Below are 15,800 nucleotides of genomic sequence, written 5' to 3' on the forward strand. Positions count from 1 at the left end.
AGAATCTGATTAAATTCTTTGTACCCAATACTAACATCTGATAGCTATTAATTCAAAAATTCAAATATCCCTGCCGCACCTTGTCCGGTTCCTACGCACATGGTTACCATTCCGTATTTGCCCTGCATGTTCCGTTGTCGCATTTCGTCAAAAAGTTGTACGGAGAGTTTGGCCCCGGTACATCCTAGGGGGTGTCCCAATGCAATGGCTCCTCCGTTCACGTTAACGATATCTTGGTTGAGGTTCAGTTCTCGAATTACGGCAAGGGACTGGGAGGCAAAGGCTTCGTTCAGCTCGATCAATTCTATTGCATCTTGCTTGAGTCCGGCTTGTTTTAATGCTTTGGGAATGGCAGCTACGGGGCCGATACCCATTATTCTTGGCGGTACCCCTGCAGCGGCATAATTGACCAAGCGTGCAATGGGCTCCAAATTCAATTCTTTTACCATCTCTTCGCTCATAACCATTACAAACGCGGCACCATCGCTCATCTGGGAAGAATTACCGGCGGTAACGCTGCCTCCTGCGGCAAAAACAGGGCGCAGCTTGTTCAATACTTCTACTGAAGTTCCTTTTCTAGGACCTTCATCCTTGGTTACCGTGTAGGTTTTGGTAGCCCTTTTTCCATTACCATCAATGTAGGTTTGCTCCACTTCAATCGGTACGATCTGTTTTTGAAAACGGTCTTCGGCCTGTGCCTTTAACGCCTTCATATGGGAATCGTAGGCAAATTGGTCCTGGTCCTCACGGGAAACCTTATACTCATTGGCGACCGCTTCAGCAGTATTTCCCATACCCCAATAATAATCTTCATGCCCTTCACTGACCAAATCATAGTTTAATTCGGTCTTGTAGCCCGTCATGGGAACGGAACTCATACTTTCGGCTCCCCCGGCGATGATACAATCGGCCATACCGGCCTGAATTTTGGCCGTGGCAATGCCGATCGTTTCTATTCCCGACGAACAAAAACGGTTGACGGTAACTCCGGGGACATCGACAATATCGAGTCCCATCAATGAAATTAAACGGGCCATGTTCAACCCTTGGGATCCTTCCGGCATGGCATTGCCGACAATGACATCGTCGATTCGCTTTTTGTCGAAATTGGGCAGTTCTTTCATCATGTATTCAATGGTTTCCGCTGCGAGCTCATCGGTTCTCTTGAAACGAAATACTCCCTTGGGCGCTTTTCCCACCGCTGTTCTGTATGCTTTTACTATATAGGCTGTTTTCATATCTGTATTTTTGGATGTAAAGACGAAAAGAAGAAAGAATAAGGACTAATTGTTTAAACTTCTTCGAAATCGTGATATCATTTTTTGTAAGCGTTGTATTTTAATTTCAAAATCTTTGAACGAATCCTTTTTAACATATCCAGCCTGGTAAGCAATAATAAGCTGCGTCTCCCATTCAAATGCGGACCCGAGACTGCTTTCTAGAAACTGGCTAAAATGTTTATCGGTACTTTTGCTACTTCCTTCTGCAATATTTGAAGGAATCGATACTGCACATCGGTTCATTTGACTACTTAATCCATACCTCTCAAATTTTGGAAACGTTCTTGTAATTCCGTAAGAACTTTGAACCAATAACATCCCTTCTTCCCAAATTTTTAGTTTTCTGAAATTATGAGTCATTTTGTCCTTACTCTTTTCGTCTTTTAGTCGATTTTACTAGTTTCTTAACGGTTTCCCCGTCTTCAACATATGCTGAATACGTTCCAGTGTTTTCTTTTCGCTACAAAGCGATAAAAAGGCTTCCCGTTCCAGATCTAGTAAATATTGCTCGTTTACACGAGTAGGCTCCGATAAATCGCCCCCAGCCATTACGTAGGCCAATTTGTTGGCAATTTTCTTATCGTGCTCGCTGATGTAATGGCTCGCTTCCATGGAATCGGTCCCTACCAAGAACATGCCCAAAGCCTGTTTTCCAAGTACTTTGATATCCTTTCGTTTTGGTGGTTGGGTGTAGCCCGCTTCCGCCATCAACTTGGCATGTGCTTTGGCCGTAGCAATTTGACGGTCCTTGTTCACTACCACGATATCCTTACCGGGCTGTAAGATTCCAAGATCAAATGCTTCGTAAGCGGATGTGGATACCTTGGCCATACCGATGGTCAAGAAATACTCTTGCAATACGTTTAGCTCAACATCGTTTTTCTTAAAGGTGTCCTGAGCGCGAACTGCGAATTCTTTAGATCCACCACCACCGGGGATGACCCCAACACCAAATTCGACCAAACCAATGTAGGTCTCCGCTGCGGCTACTACTTTATCCGCATGCAAGGATAGTTCACAACCACCGCCAAGGGTCATCCCATGGGGTGCCGATACGGTGGGAATTGAAGAGTAGCGCATGCGCATCATGGTATCCTGGAACATTTTAATGGCCATATTCAACTCGTCATACTCCTGCTCAACGGCCATCATAAAGATCATTCCGATGTTGGCGCCTACCGAAAAATTAGCGGCTTGGTTCCCTACCACCAATCCTTGATGATCTTTCTCGGCCAAGTCAATGGCCTTGTTCAAACCGGCAAGTACATCCCCGCCGATGGTATTCATTTTGGATTGGAATTCAACGTTCAAAATGCCATCACCGATATCTTCGATGACCACTCCGCTGTTTTTAAAGACTTCGTTCGACTTTCGAATATTGTCAAGAATGATGAACGCATCCTGTCCAGGGATTTTTTCTACTGCTTTCTTGGGTATGTCGTAGTAGTAGGTAGCGCCTTCTTTTACTGCATAAAATGACTTTTGGCCCGAAGCCAACATTTCGGCCACCCAAGGAGCGGCTTCCGCATTTTCGGCTTTCATTATCGCCAAACCTTCTTCTACGCCGATAGCGTCCCAAATTTGAAACGGACCATGTTCCCAACCAAAGCCGGCCTTCATGGCGTCGTCTATTTTGTAAAGCTCATCGGTGATTTCGGGAATCCTGTGCGAAACATAGGCAAACAGCGCCGCAAAACTTTTTCTGTAAAATGCTCCCGCTTTGTCCTTTCCTCCGACAAGTACCTTGAACCGGTCCACCACGTTATCAATGGTCTTGGTCAGTTCGAGGGTCGCAAACTTCGCACTTTTCTTGGAACGATAGTCCATGGTGTCCAAATCGAGCGTAAGGATTTCGGTTTTCCCATTGGCTCCTTTTGACTTTTTATAAAAGCCTTGGCCCGACTTACTGCCCAACCATTTGTTTTCCATTAAGGTGTTGATGAAATCGGGCAGTTGGAACAGCGCGTGTTGCTCGTCATCCTTACAATTTTCGGCAATACCATTGGCTACGTGCACCAAAGTATCCAAACCGACCACGTCCACGGTCCTAAAGGTGGCCGATTTGGGACGGCCGATTACCGGTCCGGTCAATTTATCGACCTCTTCTACGGTCATGCCCATATCCTTAATCATGTGAAAAAGGCTTTGGATACTGAAAATACCGATGCGATTTCCGATAAATGCCGGAGTGTCCTTGGCAACGACCGATGTTTTTCCCAAGAATTGTTCTCCATAGCCATTCAGAAAATCAAGTACTTCCGGCGCTGTTTGTGGTCCAGGTATTATTTCGAATAGTTTTAGGTATCGGGCAGGGTTGAAGAAGTGCGTTCCGCAGAAATGTTTCTGGAAATCATCACTACGGCCCTCGCTCATAAATTTGATCGGAATACCAGAGGTGTTGGATGTAATTAGGGTTCCCGGGGTACGGTGTTTTTCAAGATTTTCAAAAACGGTCTTTTTGATATCCAACCGTTCAACCACCACTTCTATGATCCAGTCTACCTTGGCTACCTTGGCAATATCATCCTCTAAATTTCCGGTAGTGATCCTGTGGGCAAAGTTCTTATGGTAAATAGGGGAGGGTTTCGATTTTAAGGCCGCCGTCAACGCATCGTTTACCAGACGGTTGCGTACCGCTTTATCCTCCAAGGTCAACCCTTTTGCCTTTTCCTTGTCACTTAACGCTCTTGGAACGATATCCAACAGTAAAACTTCTACGCCGATATTGGCAAAATGGCAAGCGATACCGCTTCCCATAATTCCGGAACCAATGATCGCTACTTTTTTGATATGCTTGTTCATCTAATGTGTTAAGATTAATTAGTTGTTTCCGTGATATGTATCTTTTTTTCTATTACCAAAGTGTTGATCGTTTCCATTACTTCAAAAAAGCAATGTAGCTGTTCCTCGGTGATATTATTTCTTACGACTTCATTAAACCGAAGTACAACATCTTTTGAGTCCTTTCTTTTCTCCAAACCAAACTCGGTAAGGTGGATCAGTACGCCCCGACCATCTTTTGGATTCGGTTTGCGCTGTATAAGGCCTTTCTCCTCCATACTTTTCAATATACGGGAAAGGCTGGTCGCTTCCATTCCCATTTTAGGCCCCAAGGCCGTTGAAGGGGTCCCTGTTTTGGGATCGATACTCAATAAGGTAAATCCTACCGCCATTGTAGAACCGAATCCTTTGGCCTCTTCATTGTACATTCTGGCCACTGCTTGCCACGTAGCCCTAAGGGCATAATCAATCGTTATATCTTTCATCATATTCGTTGTGGAAGTCCAAATATAGCAAAAATTTATTATGCATGCATAATAAATTTTTGAAAATCCGATAAAATGAAAACGAAATATTCTTGTAAGAAGGGGAGAACCGATTCCCTTGAGGTGAAGAAATCGTTTTGATGGCTAAAAGTCTTGTGCTACTCCCTACGGCGTTTGATCTCGGCTTGAAATAGCGCTGCGATCAATGCCGGAAAAATACTCAAGGGCCCTAGCACCGTGGGAACCATAAAAATTAAGGGTGTGTTTTGGTCGTCGGTTTCCAAACCATAAAAGCAAAAGCCTAAAATACCCAACATTAAAACTAGAGCAAATAAGCTCATCACCAATAGTAGGGTAGTTCCTTTTTTATGCTGTTCCGTTGTACGGTACTTGAATGTAATTCTCATTGGTCACCATCGTTAACGGAAAGGACTCACTTCAGTGCAAACCTTTCTTGAGGGTACTCGGAGCTACAAATGTTTAACAAGTCGGCAGTCGCACTGGGCGGTCTGCCGTTTTTTAAGGTTACCGAACATCTTTTGCTGTCGGTGGTCCCAAATGGGTGCCGCAACCGATAGCTTGTTGTAAATCAATGTCCGTAGATATCGTTATAGAGCGACATGTATTTTTCCTTGATTATTTTTCTGCGAAGCTTCATGGTAGGGGTCAAATGGCCTTCGGCGATGCTCCATACGTCCGGGGTCAATCGGAATTGTTTTACTTTTTCCCATTTGGCAAAATCTGCATTTGCCAGATCTACCTCCTCCTGAAATTTGTTGAGTACATTTTCGTTCAGGATGATATCGGAGTTTTCACTGATGGTAATATTGTTGTCTTTTGCCCATTCAAAAAGATATTCAAAATCGGGCTGTATGAGCGCTGCAGGCATTTTTTCCCCTTCACCGACAACCATAAGTTGTTCGATAAAACGGGACTGCTTGAACCTGTTTTCCAATAATTGGGGCGCCACGTACTTTCCTCCGGAAGTCTTGAACATTTCTTTTTTACGGTCCGTAATTTTAAGGAAGCCGTCCGAATCGATTTCTCCAATGTCTCCCGTATGGAAATACCCGTCGATCATGACCTCTGCCGTTTTTTCAGGGTCTTTGTAGTAGCCCATCATCACCTGTGGCCCTTTTGCACAGATTTCCCCGTCATCCGCAATTTTTATTTCCGTTCGGTCCAACAACTTTCCAACGGTTCCGATACGCATTCCGTTGTTACGGATATCGTTTACGGACAATACCGGGGAAGTCTCGGTAAGCCCATAGCCTTCCATGACCCCAAACTCCGCTGCATTAAAAATACGGGCCAAACGCGGTTGCAAGGCGGCACTTCCCGAGGATATCAGTGACAAGTTACCACCCAATCCTTCTTTCCATTTACTGAAGATCAGTTTCCTGGCAAGTCCCAATTTTCGTTCGTACCACCATCCGTTTTTTCCATACGGTTCATATTTTAATCCGAGGTCGACCGCCCAGAAGAACAGTTTCTTTTTGATACCGGTCAAGGCCGTACCCTTTGCTATTATTTTGTCATATACTTTTTCCAGAAGCCTTGGAACTGCCGTCATTACATGGGGTTCGGTCTCCTTTAGATTGTCGCTGATCTTGTCCATCGACTCGGCATAATAAATGGTTACCCCGGCATATTGATAGAGATAGACCATCATCCGTTCATAGATATGGCATACCGGTAGAAAACTCAAACATTTTGTTTTTCCGTAGTTTATGGCCAAACGTTTGGCACTTTCAATGGCGTTGGAGACCACATTGTTATGCGAAAGCATAACGCCCTTGGGCCGCCCTGTGGTTCCCGAGGTGTAGATCAACGTGGCCAAATCTTCCGGTTTTACGGCCGCCTTTCGTTGTTCCACTTCCTCCTGGTTCGACTGGTCTTCGCCCAAAGCCAATACTTCCTCCCAGTTTGGGCAATCAGGAAGTTGGTCAAAAGAATAGACCGCTTTCAATGATGGAACCTTGTCCTGTACCGCTTTTACCTTCCGATATACTTCTTGGCAAGAGACAAAACAATGTGTCGATTCCGAATGGTTCAGCACGTAGGCATAGTCGTCTTCCGAAATGGTCGGGTATATGGGAACGTTCTGGGCACCGATTTGCAAAATACCGATGTCCATAATGTTCCATTCGGTTCGGTTGGTCATGGAAATCAGTGCGATTTTGTCGTTCGCTTTCACGCCCATACGAAGTAGTGCCCTACTAATGGTATTAGCTTTGTTTAGATACTCCTGATTAGAGGTCGCTACCCATTCGCCGTTATACTTCGTAACCAATGCTTCATTGAGGTTGTATTGCTCCAAGGCGTAATAGGGAAAATCGAAAAGTCTGGTGATATTTTGCATACTTAGTTTCTGATAGGTTATTGCAAAATAGGAAAAGAAGGTTGGATTTGTTACGGATCTATGAAAAATTTATATCTCAAATCGTCAAATTGTGAATAGACCAAGCTTTTTTTGATAGAAAACCACGTTACATTTCGGGTTTTTTCAGCTCGTCCACAATAAAACGTCATTTATCGTGTTCTAAATGCAGTTTGACTAAATGTAGGAAAAAACCTATAAAATATTTCCTATGTTAGCACAAATAACCCTAAATCTTACTTTATGAAGCTGACCTATACTCCATTATTGCTTTGGTTTCGACAGTCGAAACTTTTCACATTGTTGTGCTGCGGTATCGGTTTGGGCGCGTATGCCCAATCGGAACCTTTTCAGTGCGATTACAATGCATACCTGTTCCAGTACAACGACATTTATGCTCTAGATCTTGCTTCCGGCAGTGCCTACTTGGTGGCCGAGGATATCACGAGCGGAAACGTAAATGCAGCGGCTTATAATAGCGCGGACGGTTATATCTGGGGATATCTTTCCACCCCTGCAAAGACCATTGTACGGATCGGGAAAAACTTTCAGACCGAATCGTACAATATTCCGGAACTTCCCGATTCCAACAACAAATATGTAGGCGATGTCAGTATCGACGGTATATATTACCTAAGATCGGGCTCTTCCACCTATTATTCCATTGATTTAAATCCAGAATCCAATACCTACCTGGAGTTTTTGAACAGTCATGTACTCAACAAGAGTATCAGTGTTCACGATTGGGCCTTTAATGCTGTGGACGGTAAACTTTACACTGTTGAAAAAAATACCAACCACTTGTACCGGATTACTGCGGATACCGGTGATGTGGAGGATTTGGGAGAAGTTCCCATTTTGTCGGGACTTAACTATACCTATGGGGCGGTATATTTCGACGCGGACGGTAACTTTTATGTATCCGCGAACCAGACTGGTTCGGTCTATATCATTTCCAACGTACAAAACGCGGTGGTGAACGGTATCAGTTCGAACATTTTTGCTTTTGGTCCTTCTAGTTCGTTGAACGATGGTGCGCGCTGCCCTACCGCACCCGTTCCCCAAGAAGATTGTATCAACGGTTTGGACGATGATGGTGACGGATTGGTCGACTGTGACGACCCTTCCTGTTCCGGTGTAAGTAGTTGCCCGGTAATTACCCCTACTTCCAGTGGTAATAACGGAGGTTTGGAAAGCAACGATCGTTTGGCCGGAGTCATCGGAAGAAGAAATTATCAACGGGCCAAAAGAGGATATCGTTTTGATAACCTGACGGCAAAACAGGTCAGAAGAAGCAAATCGTACAAAAAAGCGGGGAAATATTCAAAAAACAATATACCGCTAGCTACACTGGTGCCGCTTGGCGTAATTGGTGAAACGGAAACGGTGGAATCCACACCGACCGATTTATTGAACCTTACCAATGCATCGGAAATTTATACTGTCGATTATTTGAAAAATAAAGAAACAAAGGGTGCTCTTATGGTGATCAAGACCGAAAATGGGGTATACGAGCATAGTAAGTTCATCTGTGATCGTTTTCTGGGAGCGGAACTTTTATCGGTCTCCACGATCAACATTCAAGAGCATTCTTTTATCAAATCCATTATCAAACAAGCCGATGGCAGTATAGAATACGTACTGATGCTCTCCGCCCGTTTGAACGGGGACAATCAGTTTGTGGTGGAATCGCACTGGAACATCGATGCCTATGAGAAAGGCGCGGCTTTTTACAATTTTCAGGTATGGGCCAATTCCGTGGATGACCTAGTGACGCTGGGCGAAGAAATTTTGGCCCTTTTGGCCGTAAATGCCCCGATAACCGATTACAAGGCTTCCACACCGCCACCGGTGTTCGTAAAGTCGGCACGGTATCGTAACGGTAGTATTGAAATGGAGTTGGTCAATACCAATAAGAGTAATGCGATTCGCATGGAGGGCGGTATCAAACTGACGGAAACCAGTACTGCGGAGACCATCCGTTTTGAAAAGTCGTTAGAAGGCTATCTGGATTCGGTACGCATTGATACCGGCGCATTGTTCGATTTTGGCTTTCGCATCCAAAATGAAAAAGGGGACACCCCGGACGACCTTTTTGTGGCCGATGCCCCTTGGGGACTGGACGCATCCTATAATACCAGCACCGCAAAGATTTTTGAGATACTGCCAAACGATGAGGCGTATCGGGGCGATGGGTATCGTGTAGAACGGAACGTTCATTTAGAAGGGACCACCAACGATTACTTGGGGGTATACCGCGCCTTGAGTCCACGTTTTGCTCCAGTAGACCTATCCGCTTTTCAACATTTGGTTTTTGAAGCTTCCGGAACGGGACAACTACAGGTAAAACTGCTTAAGGGTAACGGAATGGCCTACCGTACCACGGTTCAACTATCCGATGCGAAAAAGGTATATACCCTTTCGGCGGAATTGTTCAAGTCGGACGCCAATGAGATAGCGGATTTTAAGGACTTGAAAGTAATATCGTTCGAACTTCACGCCAAAAACGGTACGGATGAGGAAAAGAAAATAATGCTTGAAGATGTGGAATTTGCCAACTTTGATACTACCAATGACTTTATTTTGGCCGATACCAAAAAGTCGATTTTGATGCCAAATCCGATGAGCCGGTCCAGTATCCTTTATTTTTATGAGGATACGGCCGCTACCTATACTTTTGAGCTGTATACGATGAACGGGAAAATAGTACCCTCGCATCGTTATGCCGGGGAGAGCCGGCCCGGTCAAAATCAATTTACCTTGGAAAGGGGAGGACTTCCTTCGGGGATCTACCTCTACAAATTGCAAAGTAGCAACGAAAAAACGTGGAGCGGTAAACTTATGGTAAGGTAACGATACATAATGTTACGGTATTTTCGTAGCAGATCATAGATGTAACTTCATGCCTTCGTGGCTTGCAGCAAAACCTAATTTTTGATAAAATAAAAGCGCTTTCGGGCGCTTTTTGTCCGTTGTGAGCTGTACTACATGCGCTCCTTTCGTTTTTGCACGAGCGATCGCCCATTCAAAAAGTAGTTGTCCGATACCCGTACCCCGATGGTCTTCATGAATTCGGACCGCTTCTATTTGGGCACGCGTTCCTCCCCGGTAGGTGAGGTATGGGATAAAACTGAGTTGTAAGGTGCCGATGATTTTTTGGTCCTTGTTTTCCAATACGGTCAACTCTTGGTTCGTGTCTTTTTGGATACGGACAAATGCCTCATGGTAGCTATTGGGAAGCGGTTGTTCATAACGTTCACGTTGGGCGCCCAAGGCATCGTTGGCCAATAGTTGGACGATATAGGGCAGGTCGTTTAATTCGGCAGGTCGTATCGTCATGTGCGTCAATCGGTTTTAATTATTTTTAAATTATCGAACCGCCAGAATTTCATAAACATGTCATTTTTTGGCCATATCGTTCAGCCATTTCTTGGCGTTTAAGAAGGCCTCTAGCCATGGCGATACGGTATCTTCCTTTCTCGAAGCGGGGTAGTAGGCCCAATTCCAAGGAAAAATGGAACGTTCGATATGGGGCATGGTCACCAAGTGCCTACCGGTTTTATCGCAGAGCATTGCCGTATTGAAATCACTTCCATTCGGGTTTGCCGGATACCCGTCATACCCATACTTGGCCACTATTTGATAGTGTTGTTCCGCTTCCGTAAGGCTGAACTTTCCTTCTCCGTGCGATATCCAAACACCTAAAGTGGTGCCGGCCAAAGAAGATAGCATTACCGAATTATTTTCCTCAATGGTGACCGATGTAAAACTACTTTCGTGTTTTTGGGAATCGTTATAGGTCATCTTACCGTGAACGGCGTGTTCCGGATTGATCAGGTCGAGTTCCATAAAAAGTTGACATCCATTACAGATGCCGATAGACAAGGTATCCGGTCGGGCAAAAAAGTTTTTTAAGGCCCTATTTGCTTTCTCATTGTATTTGAACGCTCCGGCCCATCCTTTGGCGCTGCCCAACACATCGGAATTGGAAAAACCTCCGACGGCCCCTATAAATTGAATTTCCTCTAACGTTTCCCGGCCACTGATCAGATCGGTCATATGAACGTCCTTAACATCAAAACCTGCCAGGTACATGGCGTTTGCCATTTCCCGTTCACTATTGCTTCCCTTTTCCCGCAAAATCGCCGCTTTTGGTCTTTGGGCCGGCCCGTGTTGCGGTATGGCCTGCGTCCACGAATCGGGGAAACGAAAGGTCAATTTCTGATGCTTATAATTTTCAAAACGTGCTGCCGCCAATCCATTAGCGGTTTGTTTTTGATCTAAAAGGAAAGAGGTTTTGTACCAAGTATCCCTTATGGTCTCGATGTTAAGCCCCATTTCCATACCGCCGTTTCTGATCAGTAGGGTAGGTGTTTCGGTGACCTTACCTATCTTGTTCACTTCTATTCCCGCTTCAAGGAACAGGCTTTCAACGGCGTCGTCCTTGGCCTGAAAAACAATACCAATGTTTTCCGAGAACAGTAGTTTAATGGTATCGGCTTCCCCTAAGGCCGATAGGTCCAATTCGGCACCCAAATCGGTATCCGCAAAGCAGAGCTCCAATAAAGTAACGATCAGCCCTCCCGATGCAATATCGTGGCCTGCGGCAATACGGCCTTCCTTAATGCAGTATTGCATGGTATCAAAGGCTTTTTTGAAGTAATCCGCATCCATGATGGTCGGTGCCTCTTGCCCGATAGCATTGCGTACCTGCCCAAAAGAGGAACCGCCCAAACGATATGCGTCCCTACTTAGATTGATATGGTAAATACTTCCCGCATCTTTTTGCAGTACGGGTTCCACCACCTGTGTAATGTTTTCGCAATGTGCGGCGGCGGAGATGATTACGGTACCTGGGGAAATAACATCTTCTTCAGGGTAGCGTTGTTTCATGGACAGGGAGTCCTTGCCGGTGGGTACATTGATGCCCAGTTTTATGGAAAAGTCCGAAACGGCTTTCACCGCTTGGTACAAACGGGCGTCTTCGCCTTCGTTTTTACAGGGCCACATCCAATTTGCGGAGAGGGAGACGGAGCTTAGTCCATTTTTAAGCGGAGCCCAAACGATGTTGGTCAATGCCTCGCCGATACTGTTTTTGCTTCCGGCCGATGGATCGATCAATCCTGAAATTGGGGAATGGCCAATACTTGTGGCGATTCCTTCCTTTCCCTTGAAATCCAATGCCATCACGCCCAAATTGTTTAGCGGTAGCTGTAAGGGTCCAGCACATTGTTGTTTGGCCACCTTGCCACCCACGCAACGGTCTACCTTATTGGTGAGCCAATCTTTACAACCCACGGCTTCCAATTGCAACACCTGATCGAGATAATCGTGAAAAAATTCTAGGGAATATTCCGCATCTGCATAGTTCCGCTGCACCGTAACATCGTTCATGACGGTTTTGGGCGAACTGCCGAACATGTCCTCCAAGTCCATATCCATTGGTTTTTCACCACTGGTCGCCGATGCAAAGGTAAACCTGTCATCGCCCGTAACCGTTCCCACTTTATAGAGCGGGGAACGTTCCCGTTCGGCAATACGTTCCAAAAGGGCGGCATCGTTTTTTCCGATGACCAGACCCATACGCTCTTGCGATTCGTTGCCGATAATTTCTTTGGCCGAAAGGGTGGGATCCCCTACCGGTAGTCGATCTAAGTCTATGGCACCACCGGTCTCTTCCACCAATTCGGAAAGACAGTTCAAATGTCCCCCGGCCCCATGGTCATGTATGGATACAATGGTATTGTGATCGCTCTCGACCATTCCCCTGATGGCGTTGGCGGCCCGTTTTTGCATTTCGGGATTCGACCGCTGTACAGCGTTCAACTCGATGGAGGAGCTGAAAGCCCCGGTGTCCGCACTGGAAACGGCGGCACCTCCCATACCGATGCGGTAGTTGTCACCGCCCAAAATAATGATTTCATCACCATTTTCAGGGGTTGCCTTTAAGGCTTGTTCGGCCTTACCATAGCCGATACCGCCTGCTTGCATGATCACTTTATCATAAGCCAATTTGCGAGGCTTTCCTTCGTTGGATGAGGTGCTTTCATCATGTTCAAAGGTCAGTACCGAACCACTTATCAACGGTTGTCCAAACTTGTTGCCAAAGTCGGAAGCCCCGTTGGACGCCTTTATCAAAATATCGATAGGGGTTTGGTATAGCCATTTTCTAGCGGGCATTGCCTGTTCCCAAACACGATCCTTTTCCAATCGCGAATAGGCGGTCATATATACCGCGGTCCCGGCAAGTGGCAAAGAACCCTTTCCACCGGCCAACCGGTCGCGAATTTCGCCTCCGGATCCCGTTGCTGCCCCATTGAATGGCTCCACGGTGGTCGGAAAGTTATGGGTCTCCGCCTTTAGGGAAATCACGGAATCAAAAGTCGATTCTTGATAAAAATCAGGTTTGTCCGCACTTTTTGGAGCAAATTGTACGACTTCGGGACCTTTTACAAAGGCCACATTGTCCTTGTACGCGGAAACGATTCCGTTGGGGTTTTCCTTAGAAGTTTGTTTTATCAGTTTGAATAGGGAACCCGGTTTTTCCGCTCCATCGATTACAAAGGTACCGTTGAATATTTTATGACGGCAATGTTCGGAATTTACCTGACTGAACCCAAAAACTTCCGAATCGGTCAAAGGTCTGCCCAGTTTTGAAGCGAGAGCTTCCAGGTAGTCTACTTCCTCAGTGCTCAATGCCAAACCTTCCTGATCGTTAAAAGCGGCGATGTCCGTGATGTCCAGTACCGGTTCGGGAACGATATCAATGGTAAAGATATCCTGGTCCAAACCGTCAAACTTTTGAGAGAGCATGGGATCAAAATCGTTAAAATCGGCGGCTACCTTATAAAACTCTTCGATACGCAGTATACCCTCGATACCCATATTTTGAGTGATTTCGGTAGCATTGGTACTCCAAGGCGTAACCATTGCCGCTCGGGGGCCAATAAAAAAGGCGTCTAGTGACGCCGTGTTTATTTTTGGTCGGTTTCCGAACAACCAAGTTAATTTATCGATGTTTTCTTGTGAAAGTTCTTGTGCCGTGGCTACAGCAAAAACCTTATTTTTTACCTCTCCGAAAAAGTGAATCATTGAGTGCTGGGATTGTTGGGTTTTAGAAAAGCCAAATTTACGGTATTTGCTAGAAATTAGATGTTGAAATGCAGAAGGGATTCCGATGAGAAATCAACAGTTTTCAGAACGAATTGTTCATTACTTCGCTGCTCAAGGGATATCGCATCACAGGAATGCGACCTACAGATACATGGGCCGGATGCGATGCAGCCGAACACCTTTTGCACTACGGAGCGGCCAAAACACGCTGAAATGGCTCTTGTCGGACCAATGTTCCCTTTTCTTTATAAGGGTATTCTGTTAGCGTACTTTAGATAGCCAATTTATCCACCATTTTGATGTGGGAACGGTTTGCCGGTCACTTCTTTTCCAACAAGGCCATGTAGAAGCCATCAAAACCACTGGTAGCGGCGGAAATCTTTTTTTCTGCTGTTAAGGAAAACGCACTTCCGGCCTCCGATGCTAAAAATGCCTTTACCTGGTCTTGATTCTCTTGAGGTAAGATGGAACAGGTAGCGTAAACCATTTTTCCTTCGGGCTTTACCATTTTACTGTAGTTCTGAAGAATGTCTTGCTGAACTTTGGTTATTTTTTCCAGAAATTCCGGTTGTAGTTTCCATTTGGTATCGGGATTTCTTCTGATAACGCCAAGCCCTGTACAGGGTGCATCCAACAAGAGCCGGTCGGCCTTCCCATGCAATTTCTTAATGACCTTACTCGATGTAATTTCCCTAGGTTCAATATTGTGGGCACCATTTCTTCGGGCACGGCGCTTGAGTTCCTTTAGTTTGCTACCATAGATATCCATGGCGATGAGCTGCCCTTTGTTTTCCATAAGACCGGCCAAATGAAGGGTCTTTCCACCGGCTCCGGCACAAGCGTCCACTACACGTTGCCCGGCTTTTACATCCAATAAAGCCGCTACAAGCTGGGAACTGGCATCTTGTACTTCGAACCACCCATCTTTAAATGCTTTTGTTACAAATACATTGGTACGTTCCGGTAAGCGCAGGGCCAAAGGATATCCCTTGATGGACTCCGTTGTTATGTTTTCGTTTTGCAATGCCTTTTGCAAATCGCTTTTGGTGGTCTTTAAAGGATTGGTGCGTAGGATGACCTCGGCTTTTTTGTTGAGAGCCGTAAGCTCGGCAGTCCATTTTTTTTCGCCCAGGGCCGATACGCCTAGCGCATCGATCCAATCGGGTACCGCCTCCTTGAACTTTCTAATTTTGGAAAGTTCGTCGAACCTGCCCTTTATCCTTCTTTCCGGGGTGGGTTCGATCTGTTTCCAATCGGGTAGGGATATGCCTTTTAAAACGGCCCAAACGGCCCACATACGGAACAAGTCCGGTCGACCAAAAGGCGCTTTTACTTCGGCTATTTCGGTATATAACCTTTTATAACGAACCATTTCATAAGTAGTTTCGGCAATAAAACCTCGGTCCCTAACACCCCAGCGTTTGTCGTACTTTAATACCTTTTGTACCACTTTGTCGGCATATTCCCCTTCGTTAAAAATAAGGTTGAGGGCATCTATAACCGCAAAAACAAGGTTTCTATGTAGTTTCATCTTCCAAAAATAAGAGTGCAAAGGTATTCTTTCTTTTTTCAAAAGCGGTAGTAGGTGACTTCAAATACCAAAAAGCTTTGACCTTCCTTTGGTAAAAGCAAAAATGGTATAAAACTGGTCCTTTTGGCAATTTTTCGCCCCGATTATATGTTGCCGATGGTATTGGAATAATGCATTTTGCGAGGAATCAAAAAAAGGGAAATCAATATTGATTTCCCTTGGGTCAAACG

General features: G+C 45.4%; 10 protein-coding genes. 1 reads left to right on the forward strand and 9 read right to left on the reverse strand.

Features of this window, described 5'->3' with window-relative positions; all coding sequences use genetic code 11:
* Positions 1 to 47: 47 nt before the first annotated feature.
* The 6 genes from ACRD7P_RS09730 to ACRD7P_RS09755 form a co-directional block, all read right to left on the reverse strand.
* The gene (locus ACRD7P_RS09730; RefSeq protein WP_430907364.1) at positions 48 to 1,238 is read right to left on the reverse strand and encodes an acetyl-CoA C-acyltransferase; all 1,191 of its coding nucleotides are present in this window, start codon (positions 1,236 to 1,238) and stop codon (positions 48 to 50) included.
* A 45-nt stretch (positions 1,239 to 1,283) separates the two neighbouring features.
* A complete protein-coding gene (locus ACRD7P_RS09735; RefSeq protein WP_430907365.1) occupies positions 1,284 to 1,640 on the reverse strand; it encodes a four helix bundle protein in 357 nt (118 codons plus the stop codon).
* A 36-nt stretch (positions 1,641 to 1,676) separates the two neighbouring features.
* Positions 1,677 to 4,082: a 3-hydroxyacyl-CoA dehydrogenase NAD-binding domain-containing protein gene (locus ACRD7P_RS09740; RefSeq protein WP_430907366.1), complete on the reverse strand. Its 2,406-nt coding sequence runs from the start codon at positions 4,080 to 4,082 to the stop codon at positions 1,677 to 1,679.
* Positions 4,083 to 4,096: 14 nt separating this feature from the next.
* Complete coding sequence (locus ACRD7P_RS09745) at positions 4,097 to 4,546, reverse strand: MarR family winged helix-turn-helix transcriptional regulator (protein WP_430907440.1); 450 nt, start codon at positions 4,544 to 4,546, stop codon at positions 4,097 to 4,099.
* Positions 4,547 to 4,704: 158 nt separating this feature from the next.
* On the reverse strand, positions 4,705 to 4,953 hold the full coding sequence (locus tag ACRD7P_RS09750; protein ID WP_430907367.1) for a hypothetical protein: 249 nt from the start codon (positions 4,951 to 4,953) through the stop codon (positions 4,705 to 4,707).
* Between the two features lie 182 nt (positions 4,954 to 5,135).
* On the reverse strand, positions 5,136 to 6,908 hold the full coding sequence (locus ACRD7P_RS09755) for an AMP-dependent synthetase/ligase (RefSeq protein ID WP_430907368.1): 1,773 nt from the start codon (positions 6,906 to 6,908) through the stop codon (positions 5,136 to 5,138).
* A 261-nt stretch (positions 6,909 to 7,169) separates the two neighbouring features.
* Between ACRD7P_RS09755 and ACRD7P_RS09760 the strand changes: the two genes are divergently transcribed.
* Positions 7,170 to 9,779, forward strand: coding sequence for a DUF6923 family protein (locus ACRD7P_RS09760; RefSeq protein WP_430907369.1), 2,610 nt, complete (start codon positions 7,170 to 7,172; stop codon positions 9,777 to 9,779).
* 33 nt (positions 9,780 to 9,812) lie between these two features.
* On the opposite strand, the gene ACRD7P_RS09765 is transcribed toward ACRD7P_RS09760, so the two are convergent.
* From ACRD7P_RS09765 to ACRD7P_RS09775, 3 genes are all read right to left on the reverse strand, one after another.
* Complete coding sequence (locus tag ACRD7P_RS09765) at positions 9,813 to 10,265, reverse strand: GNAT family N-acetyltransferase (RefSeq protein WP_430907370.1); 453 nt, start codon at positions 10,263 to 10,265, stop codon at positions 9,813 to 9,815.
* A 60-nt stretch (positions 10,266 to 10,325) separates the two neighbouring features.
* Entirely contained in the window at positions 10,326 to 14,018 is a 3,693-nt protein-coding gene (gene purL / locus ACRD7P_RS09770) for a phosphoribosylformylglycinamidine synthase (protein WP_430907371.1), read from the reverse strand.
* A 340-nt stretch (positions 14,019 to 14,358) separates the two neighbouring features.
* Positions 14,359 to 15,570 (reverse strand): RsmB/NOP family class I SAM-dependent RNA methyltransferase, encoded by a 1,212-nt coding sequence (locus ACRD7P_RS09775; RefSeq protein ID WP_430907372.1) that lies wholly within the window; start codon positions 15,568 to 15,570, stop codon positions 14,359 to 14,361.
* Positions 15,571 to 15,800: the final 230 nt, after the last annotated feature.

It is taken from the genome of Maribacter sp. 2-571, assembly GCF_050589625.1.
Lineage (GTDB): Bacteria > Bacteroidota > Bacteroidia > Flavobacteriales > Flavobacteriaceae > Pelagihabitans.

Excerpts from the sequence above, each read along its gene's own strand:
- ACRD7P_RS09730 (WP_430907364.1), bottom strand. The coding sequence starts at position 1,238 with ATGAAAACAGCCTATATAGTAAAAGCATACAGAACAGCGGTGGGAAAA.
- ACRD7P_RS09735 (WP_430907365.1), bottom strand. The coding sequence starts at position 1,640 with ATGACTCATAATTTCAGAAAACTAAAAATTTGGGAAGAAGGGATGTTA.
- ACRD7P_RS09740 (WP_430907366.1), bottom strand. The coding sequence starts at position 4,082 with ATGAACAAGCATATCAAAAAAGTAGCGATCATTGGTTCCGGAATTATG.
- ACRD7P_RS09745 (WP_430907440.1), bottom strand. The coding sequence starts at position 4,546 with ATGAAAGATATAACGATTGATTATGCCCTTAGGGCTACGTGGCAAGCA.
- ACRD7P_RS09750 (WP_430907367.1), bottom strand. The coding sequence starts at position 4,953 with ATGAGAATTACATTCAAGTACCGTACAACGGAACAGCATAAAAAAGGA.
- ACRD7P_RS09755 (WP_430907368.1), bottom strand. The coding sequence starts at position 6,908 with ATGCAAAATATCACCAGACTTTTCGATTTTCCCTATTACGCCTTGGAG.
- ACRD7P_RS09760 (WP_430907369.1), top strand. The coding sequence starts at position 7,170 with ATGAAGCTGACCTATACTCCATTATTGCTTTGGTTTCGACAGTCGAAA.
- ACRD7P_RS09765 (WP_430907370.1), bottom strand. The coding sequence starts at position 10,265 with ATGACGATACGACCTGCCGAATTAAACGACCTGCCCTATATCGTCCAA.
- purL (WP_430907371.1), bottom strand. The coding sequence starts at position 14,018 with ATGATTCACTTTTTCGGAGAGGTAAAAAATAAGGTTTTTGCTGTAGCC.
- ACRD7P_RS09775 (WP_430907372.1), bottom strand. The coding sequence starts at position 15,570 with ATGAAACTACATAGAAACCTTGTTTTTGCGGTTATAGATGCCCTCAAC.